We start from the raw sequence: 20,440 nt of genomic DNA on the forward strand, positions 1-20,440 counted from the left end.
TCATGGCAAAGTGATCGTGATGTGTGCAGTGCGTTCTGGCATCTGCACGACGTTGTTGTAAGCAGCCAGCTGCTGACGGGTGTCGTGACCCATGTAGGTACGCAGACCAATGAAGGCGAGCACGCCGAAACAGCCGACAACTGCAGCGGGCAGCCATAGCGGAATTACCCGCCGCAGCTGGTTGCGGATGTTGTCCGGTGGCAGCGCATGCGGCGCGAAACCGTGGCGCTTTCCTTTCAGGTAGACGATTTCGTCGCCCAACCGCGCGGTGAGGTAGCCAAGCTTCTCGGTACCTTCCAGGCGATATTTACCCTCGAACCCCATCAGCAGGCAGTAGTGGTACACCTCCAGCGACGGCAGCCGTGGGCCACCTTGGCGCCGCAGTTCTTCGAGCTTGTCGAAGAAATGCTCGCCGGCAAGATGCTCGCCGAACATGCGCAACTGCAGCGGGCTGCGCTCCCATACTTCGTGCAATGCCGAAGGCTGCGAGAGGATGGCTTCGTCAACGGCCGCACAGAACGCGTACTTGGATGCGTATACATCTTCAGCTGCGATGCCCAGCCGCATAGCATTGCGCTCCACGCTGTCGAGGAACTTCTGCACGGTCTGCACGAAGCCTTCAGCGTCATTTGGCAGCTGGCCGCGTTTCAACAGCAACAGCAGGTAGAAGCCGTCCGCCATCAGATCCTGCAGGCTTTGCGGCGCTGTCGAGATCGGTGTGGTGCTGGCCATGGCGGCGTTGCCGGTCAGTGACGGCATCGGGCCAGGGGTTGGGGGCAGATGTGAGTTCATCAGGTTGTCACCGCAACGAGTTCCAGCTTCAGGTCGGCAATGCCGGCAGGGACGTAGATCATCAGCGATTGTGATTTGAGCATGCGCTCGTATAGCGCGCCGCGAGGATCAATCTCGAAATAGTGGCTGCCCGGTCGTACCGGAATTGCCGCAGGAACCTGCGCCGCGTGCGTGAGCTTCACGCCAGGCAGTGCGGAGAGCACGCACTTCTCGACGTCATCCGGCGCGCCGATCTTGAAGCGGATAGGAACGGTCTGGATGAGGTCCTGTGCCGCCATCGATGCTGAAACCGAGAGATAGAACGACGCCTCGCCATCAATGCGCTGCGAGTCGAGCCGGCCCAGGTGATAGGACGGCTTGACTTCATTCAGCGCGATCTTGAAGTAGCGCGTGGAGATCACTGTCTCCAGCAAGGCGCGCACGATTTCAAGCAGCTTGCGGAACGATGCCTCGGGTTGATCGTGGCGATACACCGGCAGGTCGTTGAGCTGGTAGGTGTTGGAGAAAGTGAGTAGCGCGCCGGCCATACGCAGCAACTCCTGATGCAGGCGCTCCGGGTGCAGCTGCGGATGATGCAGTAGATGCGCCAGTGCACTGAATGAAGAGTTGATCGTATGCAGCAGCCAGAACGATGCGATATCGCCCGAACGGAATTCGATGATGTTCTGCGAGGTCTGCCGATGCAGGCCGTAAAGCGCGTCGACCTTTGCCTGCAGCGCATCCAGAACGGAACGCAGTTCGCGATGCAGGAACGGCGATGCCTGCAACTGTGCGCACGGCGGAATGAACTCGTCGTCCAGTTCGAAGCCGCCACTGGAGGTCCTGCGCACGCGCGCAACAGGAACCGTTGCGTAGGCATCCCTGGGCTGGTCGTCGGTAAGCAGCTTCACTGCTTTGCTGAGATATGCCAACTCAGCTTCGGCAGCATCGGTGAACAAGTCGTCCGAAACCCGGTTGGCCTGCCGATAGCGCGCGAGTGCGGTGCCTTCGGCGTCGGCGCAATTGCGACCATCATCACGCAATAGCGGTAATGCGAGATACACAATCGTCGACTGTATCCCCGGTGGAAGATCCTGCAGCGATACAGCATCCGGCAGGCCGTCGTGTACCGGAGCATCGTAGCTTTCGCCGTCAGGAAATACCGCGGATAGATCTAGGGGGCGCAGCGTGCCGCCTGTCAGGGCATGCGTGTCAAAGCGCACACGGCGCGCGCCCCAAGCATAGGGATGCAATGTCTGCGACAGGTCTTGTAGGCGCGCCTCGTGGTAGGCGTCTTGACGCTGGAAGTGCTGCGGGCGAAGGAACAAACCTTCACCCCATAAGACTTTCGACATCCTGCTTACGTAAGCCACATTTCAGTCCTTGGAAATTTCGTTGGCGCGTTGCTTCAGGCGTTCTTTGCCCTCTGGTGTACTACTACTGCACCGGCAGCTTCGCAGCTTGATGTGAAAACTCCATTCACATCCTGATTCTCGTCACATCTTGTGGTTCGAGCGCGGCAGATACTAGCGCATGCCTGCGCTGCAGTGTTGCGGTTACAGCAAAAACGCACAGTCGTTCAGCGAGCACCAGCACAGCGTATGGATGCCAGGCTGCCGGGATCACCTGAAATGCGTGAGCTCAAAGCTGCGCTATCGGTTGTTAGTGCACATGCGTGCACGCCGATTGTCAGGCCATCATTGGGAAGAGTCTTGTTGCGTGCATCAAAGGCCATGCGCCATCGTGCATCCGCTGGAGAACGGAACAGCGCGACGACGCCAATGACAGCGGTGCCATCACTAAGTTGTTCGGACAATTCCTGTCGTACACCCGGTGTCAGTACTACTTCGTTCACAGAAAGAAGGTCCGCCCCAAGCGCGGCCTGCTCACCGGCCTGGTCAAGGAATGAATTGAAGGTGGCTTGTTCAAACCGTTGTGCACTGCGCAGGTGATAGATCTTCAGCACGGCAGCGCTTGCGCGCTTGTCATTGCCGGCATTGAGATTTGTCCCGGCGTAGATTTTCAGCGGTATTACAGGGGGTTTTTCGGGTTTGCTTTCACGCAGCCCAACGGCTTGCAGTGTACTGTCCATCGCCTTGCTCAATTTGCCGCCGGACGCACAGCCACCTAATCCAATGGTGCTAACAAGGACGAAAGTTGTGACGGAAACCACACGTAGAAGTTTGCTCATGTACGCATTCATTTAGTGATGGGTGCCAAGAAAACAGCGGGGGAGTGACGACATGTCGGTGCAACTGCAGCACGACGATGTGAAGGAAATGTCTAGAGCAAACAAATCGCGAATTTGAAAATAACTATACCCACGCGCATTTGCGAATGTACACTGCCGCCGCTGGGACTGGATTCCCGCAAGTTGTATCGGCGGAAATGCGGCTCCCTTTAGGAACTTATTTCGACGAAGGAATCACTATGGATGTGAAGGTACTTGGGGCGGCAGCGTGTCGTTCGATGTTGGTGTTGGGATTGTTGTCGGGGCTGGCTGCATGTGAAAGCACGCCGAAGAAGGTAGTAATTCCTTTCGAAGTGAGCATGGAGAACGCTGAGGCGCAGGTCTCCACGGCCGGTGCAGATGCTGCAATCAGCGCGTTTGAGGTTGCAGCGAAAGCCGACCCTACGCGCAAAGAACCGTGGGTACGCATTGCCCAGTTGCAGTTCGATCAGAACCGTTACGCACGCGCAATCGTTGCTGCTGAAGAAGTTCTGCAGCGCGATCCTGATGACCTTGTAGCCGATGGTGTACTGACCGTCGCAGGCTTCCGCATTGCCAATGAATCATTGCAGCGCCTGTCCGGGCGCGGTGCGCTGGCGTCGGAAACCGCACAGCGCGAAGCGCAGACCTTGGTAACCACGCTGCGCTCCACCATGGGCGATGCGATTCTCGAAACCGGCAAGCCGAAAGCACGCCCCCCTGTGCGTCAGGCGACACGTGCAACGGGAGCTGGTCGTCGTACCAGTACGGCGACACCGGCTACGCCGCCACCGGCACGTCCTGCGCGTGCTGCAGGTGCAGACCCCTTCCAGAACATTGGCAACTAAGCCGGATCAACAGGACCAGTCAGGAGACACTCATGGCCAAGAAGGACAGCGTTCAAAAGCGGCTACAAAAGATCCGGCCGCCACGCGTGCAGCTTACGTATGACGTGGAGAAAGGCGACGCGATCGAGCAGAAAGAGCTGCCGTTCGTAGTTGGTGTGATGGGTGACTTCAGTGGCACACCGGAAAACGCGCTGCCCAAGGTCAAGGACCGCAAGTTCGTCAACGTCGACCTCGACAACTTCGACGAGGTGATGGAAGCGGCCGGCCCGCGCGCGGTCTATCGCGTGCCCAACAAGATCAGCGAGAGCGGCGGCGAGTTCGGCGTCGAGTTGAAGTTCAACTCGATTGAAGACTTCCGTCCGGAATCGGTGGTGCAGCAGATTGATCCGCTGCGTCGCCTGCTCGAGTCGCGCACCAAGCTGGCGGATCTGCGCAACAAGTTGGCGGGCAATGAGAAGCTCGAGGACCTGTTGACCGACGTGCTCAACAACACCGAGCAGCTCAAGAAGCTCGGCGCGGCGAAGGAGGAGTAAGCGATGGCGTCTGAAGCCAGTCAACTGTCCGCGCCGGTCGCGGCTACCGAAGAAATCGATCTGCTCGACCAGATCGTAGAGAAGAGCAAAGTTGCCAAGTCGCGCACCGAGCATGAGCGTGCCAAGGACATCATCTCCGCGCTGGCGCAGGAGGTCATGGACGGTACGGTTGTGGTGTCTGACAACCTCAACCTGACCCTGGACGCGCGTATCGCCGAGATTGACCGGATCATTTCCGAGCAGCTCAGTGCGGTGATGCATGCGCAGGAGTTCCAGGCGCTGGAAGGCAGCTGGCGCGGCTTGCACTACCTGTGCTCGCAAACCTCCACCGGCCCGAACATGAAGATCAAGGTCTTCAATTCGCCGAAGAAAGACTTGGTCAAGGACTTCAAGTCGGCCATCGATTTCGACCAGAGCGCGCTGTTCAAGAAGGTCTATGAGGAAGAGTTCGGCACCTTCGGTGGTGCGCCGTTCGGTGCACTGATCGGTGACTACTTCCTTGGCCGTCAGCCGGAAGACATGTACTTCATCGAGCAGATGTCGCATGTGGCGGCCGCCGCACACGCGCCGTTCCTTTCTGCTGCCAGCGAAGGCATGTTCGGTCTGGAGTCGTTCACCGACCTGGGCAAGCCGCGCGATCTGGCCAAGGTGTTCGACACGGTTGAGTACGCCAAGTGGAAGTCGTTCCGCGAGAGCGAGGACAGCCGCTACGTTGGCCTCACGCTACCGCGCTTCCTTGGCCGTTTGCCATACAACCCCAAGGACGGCACCACGGTTGAAGGCTTCAACTTCGTTGAAGAGATCGAAGCCGCCGATCACAGCAAGTTCCTGTGGTGCAACACCGCCTATGCGGCCGGTGCGCGCTTGACCCAGGCATTTGAGAGCTACGGCTGGTGCGCAGCGATTCGCGGCGTTGAAGGCGGCGGCTTGGTCGAAGACCTGCCGACGCATACCTTCCGTACCGATGACGGCGAAGTGGCACTGAAGTGCCCGACCGAAGTCGCCATCACCGATCGTCGTGAAAAAGAACTCAGTGACCTCGGCTTCATGCCGCTGGTGCACTGCAAGAACACCGACTACGCCGCCTTCTTTGGTGCGCAGTCGGCACAGAAGCCGAAGAAGTACAACACTGATTCGGCCAATGCCAACGCGATCCTGTCTGCGCAGCTGCAGTACATTTTCGCGGTTTCGCGTATCGCCCACTACTTGAAGGCGATGATGCGCGAGAAGATCGGCAGCTTTGCATCTGCGGGCAACGTCGAGGAATTCCTGAACCGCTGGATCGCCCAATACGTATTGTTGGACGACAACGCCAGCCAGGAAGCCAAGGCGCAGTTCCCGTTGCGCGAAGCATCTGTGCAGGTTTCGGAAGTGCCAGGCAAGCCTGGTGTCTACCGTGCTGTGGCCTTCATCAGGCCACATTTCCAGCTCGATGAGCTGTCTGTTTCGTTGCGTCTTGTTGCTGAACTGCCGGCGTCGGCAAAGAAGTCGTAACGTTTTGATGTTGCTTTAGCGTCGGGTGGGGACTTCGGTCCCTGCCTAGCGGTGGCGCGCATTTCTAGAGGGCGAAGCCCCCCTCAATCGCTGGGCCCCCGCCCGGCAAACAATCTCACGGAAGAACGGAATTTAGGAGACCAGATATGCAACATGCTTTTCTTTCCATTGACACCATCAAGGGTGAGTCGCACGACGACAAGCACAAGGATTGGATTGAAATCCAGTCCTTCTCGCAGGATCTGCTGCAGCCTCGCTCGGCCACTGCCTCCACCTCTGGTGGTACCACGGCAGCCCGCGTGAATCTGTCGCCGATCGAAATCATCAAGTCGATCGATCTCGCTTCCACGGCCCTGAACCAGGCCGCCGCAAACGGCACCACCTTCCCGAAGGCACGCGTTGAGTTCATGCGTGCGGACAAGGACGGCAACGCGATCAATTACTACCTGGTCGAGCTGCTGAACGTGCTGGTACACCGCGTCACCACCACGGTTGACAAGGAAGGTATGCCGCAGGAAGTGGTTCAGTTGAGCTTCGGTGCAATCAAGTGGACTTACCAGCAGCAGAAGCCGGAAGGCGGAGTTGGTGGCAAGACCGTGGCACAGTGGAGCGCAACAAAGAACATCCCGAACTACACCGTTTGATGATGTGTTCTGCGATGGCGCGATAAGCGCCATCGCAGTCTCAATCCCGGCAAGGCCAGGAACGGCCCTGCAGTTGCATCGCTGCCTTGACGCACGGATGCCCAGCTACCGGAAACAACGATGAAGGGACTCGAACCCAGCCTGTTGGAAAAGCTGTTTGACGATAACCCGCGCAGTGCGGGTGCCGGGCCTATCTTCAAGTCCGTATCGCTGGAGCAGTACAAAGAGTCCATCGCGCGTGACCTGGAGGGGCTGCTGAACTCGCGCGCCGCTTTCCAGGAAAGCGATATGGCGGAGTTCCCCAATTGCCGCCAATCACTATTGACCTATGGGCTTGCCGATTTCTCGGCGATGAGCCTTGCCAATGCCTATGACCGTTCCGCCATCTGCCGCTCATTGGAGCAGGCGGTTGGCCGCCATGAGCGTCGTTTGAAGAACGTCAGCGTGCAGCTCGATGCTGGCAACCAGTTCGCTGGCGGCCTGCACTTCACCATTCATGCATTGCTGGATCTCGAACCGGCGCGTGAGCCAGTAAGTTTCGACGCGATGCTGCAGCCGTCCACACTGCAGTATCAGGTTACCCGCGCCCGTCGCACCCAGCAGGCGCTCTGATGCAGGATCTGCTGCCCTTCTATGAGCGCGAACTGGCCTACCTGCGCCGTTATGGACGCGAGTTCGCCGAGCGTTACCCCAAGATCGCCGGCCGTCTGCAGTTGTCTGCGGATGGTAGCCAGGACCCGCACGTCGAGCGCCTGATCGAGGCCTTCGCGCTACTGAGTGCGCGCGTATCCAAACGCATCGACGACGACTACCCCGAGTTCACCGATGCACTGCTGGATGTGCTGTACCCGCACTATCTGCGGCCATTCCCGGCCTGTTCGATTGCCTATTTCGATATGGATGGCGTCGCTTCCAAGTTGAGCGCGCCAGTGCGGATTCCGCGCGGAACCTCCTTGCAGAGCCGCGCGGTGCGCGGTGTTCCCTGCGATTTCCGTACCAGCTATGACGTGGTGCTGGCGCCCATCGGCATCTCTGCTGTGACGTACCGGGCGGTGGCAGACGCGCCCATGGCAACTGCTTTGCCGAGCGGTAGCGGAGGGCAGATCTCACTGAGTTTCAATCTGCTCTCCGATCAGCTTGGATTCGCTCAGCTGGGCACCGACAAGCTACGCCTGTTCCTCGATGGCGAGCCTTCAGTACGTGCCGCCTTGCGTGACGCACTTCTGCTCGGCGTAAAGGCCGCGTATGTTGAGTCAGACGGCGATGGTCGCTGGCGCCGGCTTGAGTCAGTGCCGATCACCCCTGTTGGCTTTACTGACAGCGAAGCACTGATCGATTTCCCGGCACGCTCGCACCCGGCGTATCGCCTGCTGACCGAACTGTTCGGCTATCCGGAAAAGTTCGGTTTCGTCGACCTGGACCTGACTGCCACCAGCGCAGGCGCCAGCCGCCGCTTCACCTTGCACCTGATCCTGCCCGCCGGGCAACAGGAACGGGCGAATGCAATGGTGCTGGAAGATATCGGCCTGCATAACGTGCGGCTGGGCTGCACGCCCATCGTCAACCTGTTCAAGATCAACGGTGAGCCGATCCGTGTAACCCATCGCACGGTGAACTATCCGGTGTTGGCGGACGCACGCCGTGCCTATGCCTTCGAGGTGCATTCCATCGATTCGGTGTACCGCATCCGGCAGACGCCGCAAGGCGAAGCGATCCACGAGTTCCGGCCGTTTTATTCGCTGCATCACGGCGAAGACCCGGATCGTACCGGGCAATACTGGGTCGCCCGTCATGACGAAGACATTGCAAGGCAAAGCCCCGGCTTCGAGATGGAGATCAGCTTCGTCGATCTCTCTTTCAACCCGGTGCTGCCGCAGACCGATACGGTCAGCCTTGAGCTGACCTGCAGTAACCGCGATCTACCGCATCAGCTCGCCTATGGCGTGGCCGGTGGCGACTTGAGCATCGAAGGCGGCAGCCCTGCCAAGGCCATCACGCTGCTGCGTAAGCCAACCCGACCACTGCGCTTCCGCCACGGGCGTAGCGCGCAGTGGCGTCTTATTTCGCATCTGTCGCTGAACCAGCTGTCCCTGAGTGGCAGCGGTTTGGCGGCGCTGAAGGAGATGCTGCGCCTGTACGACCTGTCTGGCAGCAATGTTTCCGCGCGGCAGGTCGATGGCATTCTTGCGCTGGAGCAGGTGCCGGCGACGACCTGGATGTCCGGTCGCCAGTTCGCATCTGTCGTGCGCGGTCTTGAAATCCGCTTGACCATCAATGAGGCCCATTTTGTCGGCACCGGCGTGGCTGCATTCGCGCAGGTGATGGATCACTTCTTCGCACTGTATGTGCATGCCAACAGCTTTACCCGACTGGTGCTGATTTCCGGCGACAGCGGGGAGGAGATCGTCCGATGCGAAGCGCGCAGCGGCGAATCGATCCTGGCGTAGCCCAGCAGCTGCTGGCCGAGCCACACCGCTTCGAGTTCTTCCAGGCGGTGCGCCTGCTTGAGCAGGTGTTCGAGCGGCAAGGGGTGAAGTCCGGCCAGGCCATTCCAATGCGGGTGCGGTTCCGCAACAACCTGTCTTTGGGCTTCCCGGCGACCGAGTTGTCTGCCGAAGGCGAGGTGTATTCGCTGTCCGGTGATCGTCTGCAGGAGCGTGAAGACATCGAGCAGGCGCTGGCTGCCGAAACCCTGGGCGAAGTGCACTTGACTCCGCAGTTCATGGGTTTGCTTGGCACTTCCGGTGCGTTGCCGCTGCACTACACCGAAACCCTTCAGATCCGCGAGTTGTACGAGCGGGATCGCACTGCGCGCGCGTTCCTCGACATATTTTCGACCCGCGCCGTAGCGCTGCATTACGCGGCCTGGAAGAAGCACCGGCTGGCACTTCAGTACGAACTGGACCGGCGCGAACGCTTCCTGCCATTGGTGCTCTCGCTGCTGGGCATGGGCATGCACGAGCTGCGCGACCGCCTGCATGATGGCGAAGGCGACATCTTCGATCAGGCGGTGGCGTACTACGCGGGCGCCATCCGGCAGCGGCCGGTATCGGCAGCGCTGATGCAGCGCGTGCTCTCGGACTACTTCCAGGTGCCGCTCGAAGTGCAGCAGTTTGTTGGCGCCTGGTACCGCGTACCGGCAGGGCAGGCGACGCGCCTGGGGCAAGCCAATGCTGTGCTGGGTGCCAGCGCGTTGGCAGGTGATCGCGTCTGGCAGCGCGATCTGCGCCTGCGCCTGCGCATCGGCCCGCTGTCGAAGAAGGCGTTTGATGATTTCCTGCCCGGCGGAACTGCAGCCCTGGCCTTGGCCAAGTGGCTGTCGCTGCTCACCGGCGGCACGCTTGAGTACGAGGTGCGGCTGGTGCTGCGTGCCGAGGACGTCCAAGGCAGCGCACTGGGAACAGGAGCGCGCTTGGGTTGGGACAGTTATATGTGTACACGCGGGCAAGACGGCGCGCGCGACGACACCACCTATGGCATCCATACATTGCAATAACGAGGCGCCGGCAGCGATGACACTGTCGGTAATTGAACGGTTTCAGCAGGGAGTGCGTGGTTCCGAATGAGCATCAACCTCAAAACACTTATCAGCAAGTTGGACGACACCTGCCGTCAGGCGACCCAGCGCGCAGCCAATCTGTGCATGGCGCGTGGCAACTACGAGGTGGATCTGGAGCACCTGTTCCTGGCGCTGCTGGAGCAGCCCAAGAGCGACTTCGTGCTGATCGCCCAGCGCAGTGGCATATCGCCTGAGTCGCTTGAGCGCGATCTCAGCGACGAGATCGGCCAATTCAAGACCGGCAATACACGCACGCCGGTGTTCTCCCAGCATCTGCCGGCCTTGTTCGAGCACGCCTGGCTGATCGCTTCGCTGGATTCGGAAACCACCCGCATCCGCAGTGGCCACCTGCTGCTGGCGCTGCTGACCGAGCCTGACCTTGCGCAGCTGGCGTACCGCGGCTCCAAATTGTTCGTGCGCTTCAAGCGTGAAGAGCTGAAGCACGATTTTGCGAAGCTGACCGAGGGCTCGCAGGAAGCACAGACCGTGCGCTTCGCCGATGCTTCGGCAACCGGCGAAGGTGCTGGCGACGATGCGGATGCGGTGCCGGGTGAGGCCAAGGGCGGCCTGTCCAAGACTCCGGCGCTGGACCAGTTCACCACCAACCTCACCCAGCGTGCGCGTGACGGCAAGATCGACCCGGTGATCGGCCGTGATGCCGAGATCCGTCAGGTCATCGACATCCTGATGCGTCGCCGCCAGAACAACCCCATCCTCACCGGTGAGGCCGGCGTCGGTAAGACCGCCGTCGTCGAAGGCCTGGCCCGTCGCATTGCCGAGAAGGATGTGCCCGACGTGCTGCAAGGCGTTGAACTGCACACCTTGGACATGGGTTTGTTGCAGGCCGGTGCCAGCGTCAAGGGCGAGTTCGAGAACCGTCTGAAGAACGTGATCGACGAGGTCAAGAAGAGTCCGCACCCGATCATCCTGTTCATCGACGAAGCCCACACCATTATTGGTGCCGGCGGCTCCGCTGGCCAGAACGACGCCGCCAACCTGCTAAAGCCGGCCCTGGCACGAGGCGAGTTGCGCACCATCGCCGCCACCACCTGGAGCGAGTACAAGAAATACTTTGAAAAGGACGCCGCCTTGGCGCGTCGCTTCCAGGTAGTGAAGGTGGAGGAACCCAGCGAAGTGCTGGCCGCCGCCATGCTGCGTGGCATGGTCAGCCTGATGGAGGCGCACTTCGGCATCCGCGTGCTGGATGAAGCCGTGACCGAAGCCGTGCGCCTATCGCACCGCTATATCAGTGGCCGCCAGCTGCCGGACAAGGCGGTCAGCGTGCTCGATACCGCCTGCGCCAAGGTCGCACTTGGGCAAAGCGCGACGCCCGCGATCATCGAAGACACCCGCAAGCACCTGGATCGGCTCGAGGCCGAGCTGGCTGCATTGCAGCGCGAGACTGCCGGCGGCAGCACCTTGCATGAGGAGCGTCTTGCCGAACTGAAGGCGCAGCAGCTTGAAGCGCAGGCTGTGCTTGCCAGCAATGAGCAGCGTTTGAGTGTCGAGCGCGAACTGGCCGGGCGCGTTGCAGCGCTGCGCCAGCAGCTTGAGCAAGGCCTGGCGGGCGAGGGTGATACGGATGCCTCGGCAGAAGAACAAGCCGACGTCGCTGTCGCAAAAACAACTGGCAAGCGCAGCAAATCAGCGCGTGAGCTCTCGCCACAACATGCAGAACTTGCGAAATTGCAGGCAGAGCTGCGCGACCTGCAGGGCGAGACCCCAATGGTTCCGCTGCAGGTGGATGGCACCGTCGTCGCTGAAATCGTGTCGGCATGGACCGGCGTGCCGCTCGGTCGCATGGTCAAGGATGAGATCCGCACCATCCGCTCGCTGGGCAGCCTGCTGGAAGAGCGGGTCATCGGCCAGGACCACGCCCTCGACGCCATCGCCCAGCGCGTGCGTACCGCGACCGCGAAATTGGAAGACCCGAACAAGCCGCGCGGCGTGTTCATGTTTGTCGGGCCCTCCGGCGTGGGCAAGACTGAGACCGCGTTGGCCTTGGCCGACATTCTGTATGGCGGTGAGCGCAAGCTGATCACCATCAATATGAGTGAGTATCAGGAGGCGCATAGCGTGTCCGGTTTGAAGGGCTCGCCGCCGGGCTACGTGGGCTACGGCGAAGGTGGCGTGCTGACCGAAGCTGTGCGTCGCAACCCGTACAGCGTGGTGCTGCTCGACGAAGTGGAGAAGGCGCATCCGGACGTACTGGAAATGTTCTTCCAGGTGTTCGACAAGGGCGTGATGGATGATGCTGAAGGCCGCGAAATCGACTTCCGCAATACCTTGATCATCCTCACCTCCAACATCGGCTCCTCGCAGATCATGCAGTCCTGCCTCAACAAGCCGGCAGAAGAAATTCCCGCCGCAGACGCACTTGCCGAGGCCCTGCGGCCGATCCTGATGCGCAGCTTCAAGCCGGCCTTCCTTGGTCGCTTGAAGGTGGTGCCGTATTACCCGATCAGCGATGACGTGCTGGTGCGCATCATCAGCCTCAAGCTCGGCCGCATTCGTGACCGCGTCAGTGCAAACCACAAGGCCAGCTTCAGCTGGGACGAAGGTCTGGTTGAAGCTGTACTGGCGCGCTGCACCGAGGTGGATTCGGGTGCGCGCAATGTCGACCACATTCTCAACGGGACCTTGTTGCCGGAGATTGCGGAGAACGTGTTGACTGCCATGGCCGAAGGCACCCGCATCAACAGCATCAAAGTCAGCGCCGGCAAGAAGGGCGATTTCAAGTACAAAGTTTCTTGATTACGGAAGAAGGAGAACAGCATGGAATTTTTCGGATTTGACCGCCAGGCAGCACTGAACCACTGCGACAGCCTCGAGCTGGGCCTGGGGCGCGACCTCGACCGCGTGCGCGCATGGAATCGCTTGCGCCCGGAACACATCGTCGAACTGCTCGAAACTGCCGTACCGGCAGCGCGTCAGGATGCACGCATTGTGGCTGGCCAGATCAGCCGTGGCTCCTGGCGCATCCACATGGATAGCGCGCCGGTCGGCAAGCCGCAGCTGGTGAGCAATATGCGTGAGGTGCTTATTTCCGCAGGTGGGCGCGACTATCGCCTGCAGGTCAGCGAAGGCGTGCGTCTGCGCCTTGAGGAAATCGCGCAGGTCGCTTGATGCAACGGTAACAACGCCATTCCGGTGCTGGCGGGCACCGGAATGGATGGCAAAAACAGATGCATCCAGCAGTTTTCAGTCCGGGCCGTAGTGCGCACTACAGCCCATGAAGGCAGATCAACACCATGGATTTGGTAAACAACGTATTGGCAGCCCTGGCCGGGCCCGCACAGACACAACGCTTCCTGCGGCTGCATACCGCGCTGGGCGGCGACGTGCTTGTTGCGGAGACACTGGATGGCGTCGAGCAGATCGACGGCATCGGCTTTCAATGGACGATCACCGCGCTATCCGTTGATGCTGGCCTGCAATTGCAGCCACTGATCGGCAAGCCTGCCTTGCTCCAGCTGCAGCAGGCCGATGGCAATCACCGGCCATTGCACGGGCGCATCACCGCCGCCGAACGGATTGGCAGCAATGGCGGGCTCGCCCGTTATCGCCTGCGCCTGCAGCCATGGTTGGCGTTTCTGTCGCAGCGCGTCGACAGCTATGTTTTCCACGACAAGACCGTGGTCGAGATCATCGAAGACATCTTCGCCGACTACGGTAGCCTGGCGCCCGAGTGGCGCTGGGTGCTTGCCGATGCCAGCCAATACGCCAAGCGCAGCCTGACCACGCAGTACCAGGAGAGCGATCTGGCGTTCGTACAGCGCCTGCTGGCTGAAGAAGGCATCTTCTATTGGTTCGAGCATGAAGGCGACCCGGATGCAGCGGCTTTCGGCAAGCACACCCTGGTATTGGCTGATCACGCGCATGACGTTACCGATCTCGGCAGCGTTCGCTTCCATCGCAGCAACGAAAGCGAACGTAGCGACGCCATCCAGCAGTGGCAGGAAGCCCGCAGCTGGTGCACGCCGAAGGTGGAGCGGGCAACCTGGGATTACCGCAGCCTTGAGCGCCGCAAGGCAAGCGCCGAGGCAGCGCAGGGCGCCGACCTCGGTGTGGTTGACCAGGACACCAGCGGGCCTTACGGCTGGCAGGACAATGCGCGCGGGCAGCGTCGCGCGCAGCAGCATCTGGATGCACTGCGCGTGCGCTCACACCTGATTGAAGGTGGCGGCCAGTGGCGTGCACTTGCGCCGGGCGCCAAGCTCGCCCTGTCACAGCACCCGCAGGTGGCCGAGGACGCCGCATTCCTCTGTATCTCGGTACGACACCAGGCCCGCAATAACCTGGATGCTGATGTATTCGATGCACTCGAGCAGACGCTTGGCCCAATCAACCAGCGCGCACTGGAGCTGCCAGCGGCATTGGCGGGCATCCGTAATGGTGCAGGCCGTAATGACATCAACACAGGTTTCTACGACAACCAGTTCGCGGTGATTCCGGCCGAGGTCATCTACCGCCCGCAGACCGAAGATGGGCATGGCGTACACCTGCACCCGCGCCCCAGCGTGACCGGCACCTTGAGTGCAGTTGTGGTCAGTGATGGCGATCCCTTGCTGTCTGACCGCGACCACCGCATCAAAGTGCAGTTCCCGTGGCAGCGAGGGGGCAATGCCAGCAACGGCTTGGCGCACCCGGCCGGCGACGACAACGCGCCCGCCAGCGGTAACGCCTGGACATGGGTGCGCGTCATGACCCCGTGGGCCGGCGACAACTGGGGTGGCGTAGTGCTGCCGCGGCGCGGCCAGGAAGTATTGGTCGCGTTCCTGGAAGGCGATATCGACCGCCCCGTGATTGTTGGCGCGCTCTATAACGGCCGCGGCCAACAGGACGCACAGCACAACAAGTTGAACAGCGGTGGAGCCAACGCCACAGGCAATGCCGCCGCATGGTTCGAAGGCAACGATCACGCCGCCGTGTATACCGGCTTCAAGAGCCAGGCGCTGGCAGAAAGCCAAAGCGGCACCGGCGGCTATCAGCAGCTACGCTTCGACGACACACCGGGGCAGGGCCGCGCCCAGCTGTCGACAACGCAGCACGACACCACCTTGACCCTCGGCCACCTGAAAGGCGGCGACGACAACGTGCGCGAAGGCGAGCGCGGTTTCGGCGTCGAGCTTTCAACCCAAGCACACGGCAGCCTGCGCGCCGGTCGCGGCCTGCTGCTGACAACAGAGGAAGGCACGCCGCAGATGGCGGCACCACAAGCCATCGCACAGTTGCAGCAAGGCCACGACCTGCTCAAAAGCCTGGCCGACTCCGCAACTGATCAGACTGCGCAGCTGCCCAAAGATCTAGCCGAACTGCCCATCGATCAAACCCTGACCGAACTGCAGGAACAGCTGAAAGCAACGCATAGCGGCAGCAGCGCCGGCAGCATCAATGGTGGCGATGGCGAAGCGCCTGGCTGGAGCGCACCCGTACTACTCGGCAGCGGCGTAGCCGGCGTGATGAGCCTGACCCCGGCCGATCAAGCATGGGTAAGCGGTACCCATACCTTGCTGAGCAGCGGTGTCGCATTGAACTGGATGACGCAGGGCTCGCTGAGCCTGGCAGTCGCGCAAGGCTTGGTGCTCTACACCGTGGGCAGCGAGGGCAGGAAAGACAGCCCCAATCAGGAGCGCGGCATCGCCCTGCACGCAGCACAAGGCAAGGTGAGCGCACGCGCGCACAAGAGCCAGGCCACGATCGCTGCGAAGACCAATGTCCGCATCGCCAGCACTGAAGCCACTATCGAAATGGCGGCACCGAGCAAGCATCTGCTAGCTACTGCGGCTGGTGCTTACATTCGGATTGAGGGCGACAACATCGAGCTGGGAGCGCCCGGGAAGATTGAGTTCAAGGCTAGCCAGAGGGATTGGGTGGGGCCGGCTAGTGTGAGCTCAGGGCCTCCTTCTTTCGGGAAAGGCGATCTTCTGTTTTGCGGCCTTGCTGCGCACCACGCCGAAAAGGATGGCGCTGCACTGGTGCCAGTCGCGTGAATCGCTTTAGCCACCTAGTAGTAGCAGACATGGGGCATCGCGAATTCTCGCGATTCGAATACGCAATCATGAATCCGATGCGCGCTGAGTCGGCGTATTGGCGCGAATTTAAACCGATAGTGCTAGGAGTTGAGATATTTGGCGGCGATCTGTCTCATCTTCCTCAGTTGATTACCTTGGACTCGCTAGGAAACGCGGGTCGAGAGGGGCTTTTGGAGAGAAATGCGCTCCAAATTCAGCGGGGACAGGGCCCTCTATTTGGAGCGCTCCTGAGTAGCAATAGATCTCAAGTAGATGTGGCGGCACACTTAAGTGCCAGGATGATCGGAGCTGCAAGTCATTCCGAAAAATACTGGCTAAGGTTCCATGATCCAAGTGTGTTTGATTGCTTGGATCGGTTACTGAGTGATGCACAGATGCGCCGATTCTTGGGGGTGGTTGATTGTTGGACTTGGTTTGATCGAGTGATCGGAGCGTGGAGGCAGCGAGTCAAGCCGCTTGAGAGTATCGAACCCCAGCCCGCAAGGCTTACATCGGAGCAGTGGTCGGCGCTTGGGCGACAACGTTTCTTGAACAAAACTTTGAAATTATTGGCTGGTGAGACTAGGGAGCCAAGTGATGGGCGCTCATTCGTGATGCGCATTGACGGCTACGTTAAACAGGCGATGTTACTTGGTCTGAAAGATGATGACGATATCTGTGCGCTTGCGTTGGGTTTAGAGCGGTTCGGAGTTCATTGGCTAGATAAGTCTGTAATCAGCGAGGCAGTTGAACTTGCAAGACGTGGGGAACAATCATTTTTCAGGTCCATGGCTGACTTGCAAGCCTAGCTTATGCGATCAACAAACATATCAAAATTGCGAGATTTCTTTGATGTCTGATTCCCATGAATGCCCCACATGCAAAATTATCGGCCTTCCGATTCTTCCGCTTCGATATGCCTTGGCTTGGGCTGGCGATGATGTGGTGGAGGGGAAGAGGGCCCCGGATCTAGGACTTCCGTTTGACGTATCGGACTATCCGCCATTGGGTACGGACAATGCCAAGTACACGCTACGACTCCTGCGTGGTGGATATTTATACGTGTATGACGAGGCGCGTAGGCAATGGTCGGCGTACGAAGTCGCACCTGGGGGGCAACTTTATGCTTTTGATATGGCCGAAGGTCCGGTGCTTGGGGCGTCGGCGCAAGATGTTGTGTGCAGTCGATCTGGCGCGCGCTCTTTGGCACGCTGTATACAGGTAAAGGACGCCGCCAAAGCTGGCAAGTTGTGGCTGGTACACAGCGATACTCAATGGACGACTGATGTATTAAAGCGACATGAGGAGTCAGAATATCGCGCCTTGCATATGCGGTGCATCGACGTAGGCGCATGGTTTCGCGCGAAGGGAAGGAAAACGCAGAAACATCTTGCTCTTCTGGAGGGGGTGTTTGACTCGGTTAGCGAATACGCTCTAAAAGCATCACCTAAATCGTACTTCAACGCGGGCAATGCCGATGGTGCCGGTAAAACTGCAGGCACGGCCAGCATAAGCGGCGTCACCGTTACGCCGGAACCAGCTTTCATGTTCTCGCCATATGATTTTGCCGCATTGGATCGTAGTGATTTTAGTGGAGTGCTTTGGGGGGAAACACCCAATCAACCAGTGTCGCGAGACCCGTATGCGATGGTGGCGTTGGGTGATCCCGTCGGCTTGACTGCCGAAGTTGGTGCGCTGATGAATGATAGGTTGGCCGGTTTTCTCGCTGAGCCCGGTCGTGCAAGACCTCTGGCTGCATCTGCGGCAATTCAGCAATTGCGGGAAACCGTAGAGCATCAGACTGTCCTAAAGTCAGTGAATACAACCGATGCTGTGTCCTCTGATATCGGCAGCTATGCAGACGCGCGAGGAGGGATGGGGGCGGGTGATCTTGTGCGAGAGAATGTTGATCTTGATGCAAATGATCTAAAAAAAATTCGTGCCAACGCTTGGGCGAGTAGTGGTTATTTGGAGCGGTACAATGAAGCTGCTCGTGAGTCGTGGCAGGCCCAGCATGATAGCGAACTTAGAGTTATTGATGAGACGATCATTGCGCCATTGGCGCGTGTTCATGTGATTCTACTTGAGTCAACAAAATTGCGGGTTCATTTGCAATGCAATTATGACCCGGATGACGCTCTCAGTGGTGCCGGTTATCTTGGCGTGGTTCTTTCTTGCATCGTTGACACCCAAGATAAGCTCCCACAGGCCGAACTTTATGGGCGTTGGCTCGAAAGTAGTCCGCAGGATAAAAATAATTTGCTTTTGAGGGCGTACTTGCTGAATCAGGATAGATTGGCAGAGCAGGTGGCAAGATCTGCCGAAAGTGCAGTAAAAATTGGCTGGAGCGAACTGCAGTGGTCGAATTTGTTTGGCTTATATGGCGAGGCTGTGAAGCCTGGTGGCGATGGGGTCAATACGTTGGTGGCCACGCTCATTAAACAGACCATGGGGCCTTTTGCGAAGGTCTTGGGGCGCGTCGTTGATGCGCCAACTAAGCTTTACGGGCTTGTTGCGTGGGGAGTGGCAGGAAAGGTGCCGCTAGAGAAAGTGACCCTGGCAAGTAAGACTTCTGGTCAGATTGTTCGAGAAGTTATGCTTGCTATGGAACGTGCAACGGGACAGCGACCACGTTACCAAGCAATCCATGCTGAGTTACGACGTCTGCAAATACTGGGGTTGAATACAAGGCAGTCGCGCTCTGATATCGCCTTTGTCGGAGTGCGTCAGGATTCTACTCTCGTGTCATCTGCAAACTATAGAATGGAGCGGAACGGGTTTATTGGGAATAAACTGGGTAACTGGCGCTCCGTTATAGATACGGATTTGAGAACTGGTCTGGCTGGTTCGTTACTGTCAGCAGTCGCTTTGGCGACCGTTTACAAGAAGGCGGTTGGCAGTATGATGCATGAGCGTGATGAGTCTTGGGCGAGAGTTGTGTTTACTAGCGTGGGTGTAGTCGGCGGAAGTTTGGAGCTGGCAGGGAAACAGGTGGAGAGAGTAGGGAATGCTGTCCCTAGGTTTATGCGCTGGTCAGCTATTGGAACTATTGTCGCGAACTTGGGGCGCGCGTTTTCGGCGATTGGAGGGATATTAATTTCGGTGGTTGATTTCACTAGGGCATGGAGGGAGAAGCAAAGGGGTAACGAAAAAATGGCAACTCTTTATTTCATATCTGGGGCTGCCGGTCTGGGCTTGAGTGTCGCGATATTGGCTGGCTCATTATTATTCTCGGTTTTTTTCTTGGTTGCACTTGTGGTTGTTACTTTGATTATTATGATTGATGGTGATAACTCTAAACATGCTTGGTTAGAACGTTGCTATTGGGGGCGTTTGGAGTCTGAGCGATACGAGGATGACGTAACCGAGAGTCGAGAGTATCAGCTAGCAATTGGAGTTTCTTGATGTATTACCAAGGAATAATGCCTGGTCGGCCTTTTCCGATTAATAGGAAACTGAGTGACCTGGATAATGAGCACAAATTCTGCAAAAGCACCAGGTTGGACGACGTAACTCCTTATCCTGATCTGACTGTTATAAGGATGAATTCGTCATATCTGGAAGTTGCGGATAAATTTTACAGTTGGAAGGGTGTGTTTACGACGTTCGTTATAGTCTGGATTGTTGTCCTTATCTCTTTCGCTGTTGGTTTTAGTTGGTTGGAGTTCGATTCTATTCGTGATGGAAAAGGGTTGTCTGCTTTCGGCCTCTTTGCGGTGATGGCTCTCGTCGGAATGGCTGCCGCTATTTTCTTCTTGGGACGGTTTGAATGGGTGCATTACACTCACTATCCGATCCGAATGAATCGGAAGCTTCGGATGGTTTACGTTTTTCGCCAGGACGGAAGTGTGCTCCAGGTAAAATGGGATGATGTTTTTTTTACTTTAGGAGTTGATGCCAGGCTTTGGGAAATTCGTGGTCACGTGCTCGGTGTAGACGGTGTGACTATTAAGGAGACATTTGCGCTAGGGGTTAATGATTCGGGCAGTACAGAGGGTATGCGAAAGCTCCGTTCTCATTGGGAGTTTTTTAGGCGGTATATGGAAGAAGGGCCTGGGTCCGTAGCGCCTTATTTGAAGCTAGCACTGCCTATCGATGGGAGAAGGGAGTCTTTCAAAGTTGGATTTGAGGTGTTGGCGTCTCACTTTCGCCATCCAGACCCCGTTGTCGCGGCGCTTGGCTATCTTGGGTGGCCATTTGTTGCCATCTCTTCACTGGGTCGTTGGCTTGCGATGCGAAAAAGTCTAATCCCACGTTGGCCTGCTGATGTCGAGTTGGTGAGTGCTGTAGCAGATGATGATTTGTATCATCTTGATTACCGCATCAATCCCATCGAGTTCCGTTAGCTGTGTGACGTTGCGTCAGTCT

General features: G+C 58.6%; 16 protein-coding genes. 13 read left to right on the forward strand and 3 right to left on the reverse strand.

The genetic code is table 11. From position 1 onward, the window contains the following. The 3 genes from icmH to tssJ form a co-directional block, all read right to left on the reverse strand. Nucleotides 1-792 (reverse strand): type IVB secretion system protein IcmH/DotU, encoded by a 792-nt coding sequence (icmH, locus tag ACVOLV_RS08745; RefSeq protein WP_481554043.1) that lies wholly within the window; start codon nucleotides 790-792, stop codon nucleotides 1-3. Beyond that, on the reverse strand, nucleotides 792-2,126 hold the full coding sequence (gene tssK, locus ACVOLV_RS08750; RefSeq protein WP_481554044.1) for a type VI secretion system baseplate subunit TssK: 1,335 nt from the start codon (nucleotides 2,124-2,126) through the stop codon (nucleotides 792-794). Before tssK ends, icmH begins: the two co-directional genes overlap by 1 nt. Nucleotides 2,127-2,350: 224 nt before the next feature. Further along, complete coding sequence (gene tssJ, locus ACVOLV_RS08755; RefSeq protein WP_481554045.1) at nucleotides 2,351-2,962, reverse strand: type VI secretion system lipoprotein TssJ; 612 nt, start codon at nucleotides 2,960-2,962, stop codon at nucleotides 2,351-2,353. A gap of 146 nt (nucleotides 2,963-3,108) precedes the next feature. Between tssJ and ACVOLV_RS08760 the strand changes: the two genes are divergently transcribed. From ACVOLV_RS08760 to ACVOLV_RS08820, 13 genes are all read left to right on the forward strand, one after another. Continuing rightward, complete coding sequence (locus ACVOLV_RS08760) at nucleotides 3,109-3,828, forward strand: tetratricopeptide repeat protein (protein ID WP_481554046.1); 720 nt, start codon at nucleotides 3,109-3,111, stop codon at nucleotides 3,826-3,828. 32 nt (nucleotides 3,829-3,860) lie between these two features. After that, nucleotides 3,861-4,361, forward strand: coding sequence for a type VI secretion system contractile sheath small subunit (tssB, locus tag ACVOLV_RS08765; RefSeq protein WP_481534787.1), 501 nt, complete (start codon nucleotides 3,861-3,863; stop codon nucleotides 4,359-4,361). A 3-nt stretch (nucleotides 4,362-4,364) separates the two neighbouring features. Beyond that, on the forward strand, nucleotides 4,365-5,855 hold the full coding sequence (tssC, locus tag ACVOLV_RS08770; protein ID WP_481554047.1) for a type VI secretion system contractile sheath large subunit: 1,491 nt from the start codon (nucleotides 4,365-4,367) through the stop codon (nucleotides 5,853-5,855). A 146-nt stretch (nucleotides 5,856-6,001) separates the two neighbouring features. Further along, nucleotides 6,002-6,499: an Hcp family type VI secretion system effector gene (locus ACVOLV_RS08775; RefSeq protein ID WP_057628616.1), complete on the forward strand. Its 498-nt coding sequence runs from the start codon at nucleotides 6,002-6,004 to the stop codon at nucleotides 6,497-6,499. A gap of 120 nt (nucleotides 6,500-6,619) precedes the next feature. Then, nucleotides 6,620-7,111 carry a type VI secretion system baseplate subunit TssE gene (gene tssE / locus ACVOLV_RS08780; protein ID WP_057628615.1) on the forward strand — a complete coding sequence of 164 codons (492 nt, stop codon included), beginning with the start codon at nucleotides 6,620-6,622 and terminating at the stop codon, nucleotides 7,109-7,111. Beyond that, nucleotides 7,111-8,946, forward strand: coding sequence for a type VI secretion system baseplate subunit TssF (gene tssF, locus ACVOLV_RS08785; RefSeq protein ID WP_481554048.1), 1,836 nt, complete (start codon nucleotides 7,111-7,113; stop codon nucleotides 8,944-8,946). Before tssE ends, tssF begins: the two co-directional genes overlap by 1 nt. Further along, on the forward strand, nucleotides 8,910-9,995 hold the full coding sequence (tssG, locus tag ACVOLV_RS08790; RefSeq protein ID WP_481554049.1) for a type VI secretion system baseplate subunit TssG: 1,086 nt from the start codon (nucleotides 8,910-8,912) through the stop codon (nucleotides 9,993-9,995). Before tssF ends, tssG begins: the two co-directional genes overlap by 37 nt. Before the next feature lie 66 nt (nucleotides 9,996-10,061). After that, entirely contained in the window at nucleotides 10,062-12,812 is a 2,751-nt protein-coding gene (gene tssH / locus ACVOLV_RS08795; RefSeq protein ID WP_481554050.1) for a type VI secretion system ATPase TssH, read from the forward strand. 21 nt (nucleotides 12,813-12,833) lie between these two features. Beyond that, nucleotides 12,834-13,184 carry a hypothetical protein gene (locus ACVOLV_RS08800; protein ID WP_303749862.1) on the forward strand — a complete coding sequence of 117 codons (351 nt, stop codon included), beginning with the start codon at nucleotides 12,834-12,836 and terminating at the stop codon, nucleotides 13,182-13,184. Nucleotides 13,185-13,309: 125 nt separating this feature from the next. Continuing rightward, nucleotides 13,310-16,051 (forward strand): type VI secretion system Vgr family protein, encoded by a 2,742-nt coding sequence (locus ACVOLV_RS08805; RefSeq protein ID WP_481554051.1) that lies wholly within the window; start codon nucleotides 13,310-13,312, stop codon nucleotides 16,049-16,051. Nucleotides 16,052-16,119: 68 nt separating this feature from the next. Then, entirely contained in the window at nucleotides 16,120-16,881 is a 762-nt protein-coding gene (locus ACVOLV_RS08810; protein WP_481554052.1) for a DUF4123 domain-containing protein, read from the forward strand. Between the two features lie 43 nt (nucleotides 16,882-16,924). After that, nucleotides 16,925-19,477: a T6SS effector BTH_I2691 family protein gene (locus ACVOLV_RS08815; protein WP_481554053.1), complete on the forward strand. Its 2,553-nt coding sequence runs from the start codon at nucleotides 16,925-16,927 to the stop codon at nucleotides 19,475-19,477. Beyond that, on the forward strand, nucleotides 19,477-20,418 hold the full coding sequence (locus tag ACVOLV_RS08820; RefSeq protein ID WP_481554054.1) for a DUF6708 domain-containing protein: 942 nt from the start codon (nucleotides 19,477-19,479) through the stop codon (nucleotides 20,416-20,418). Before ACVOLV_RS08815 ends, ACVOLV_RS08820 begins: the two co-directional genes overlap by 1 nt. The last annotated feature ends 22 nt before the right edge of the window (nucleotides 20,419-20,440 follow it).

Source organism: Stenotrophomonas sp. STEN023 (assembly GCF_056760135.1).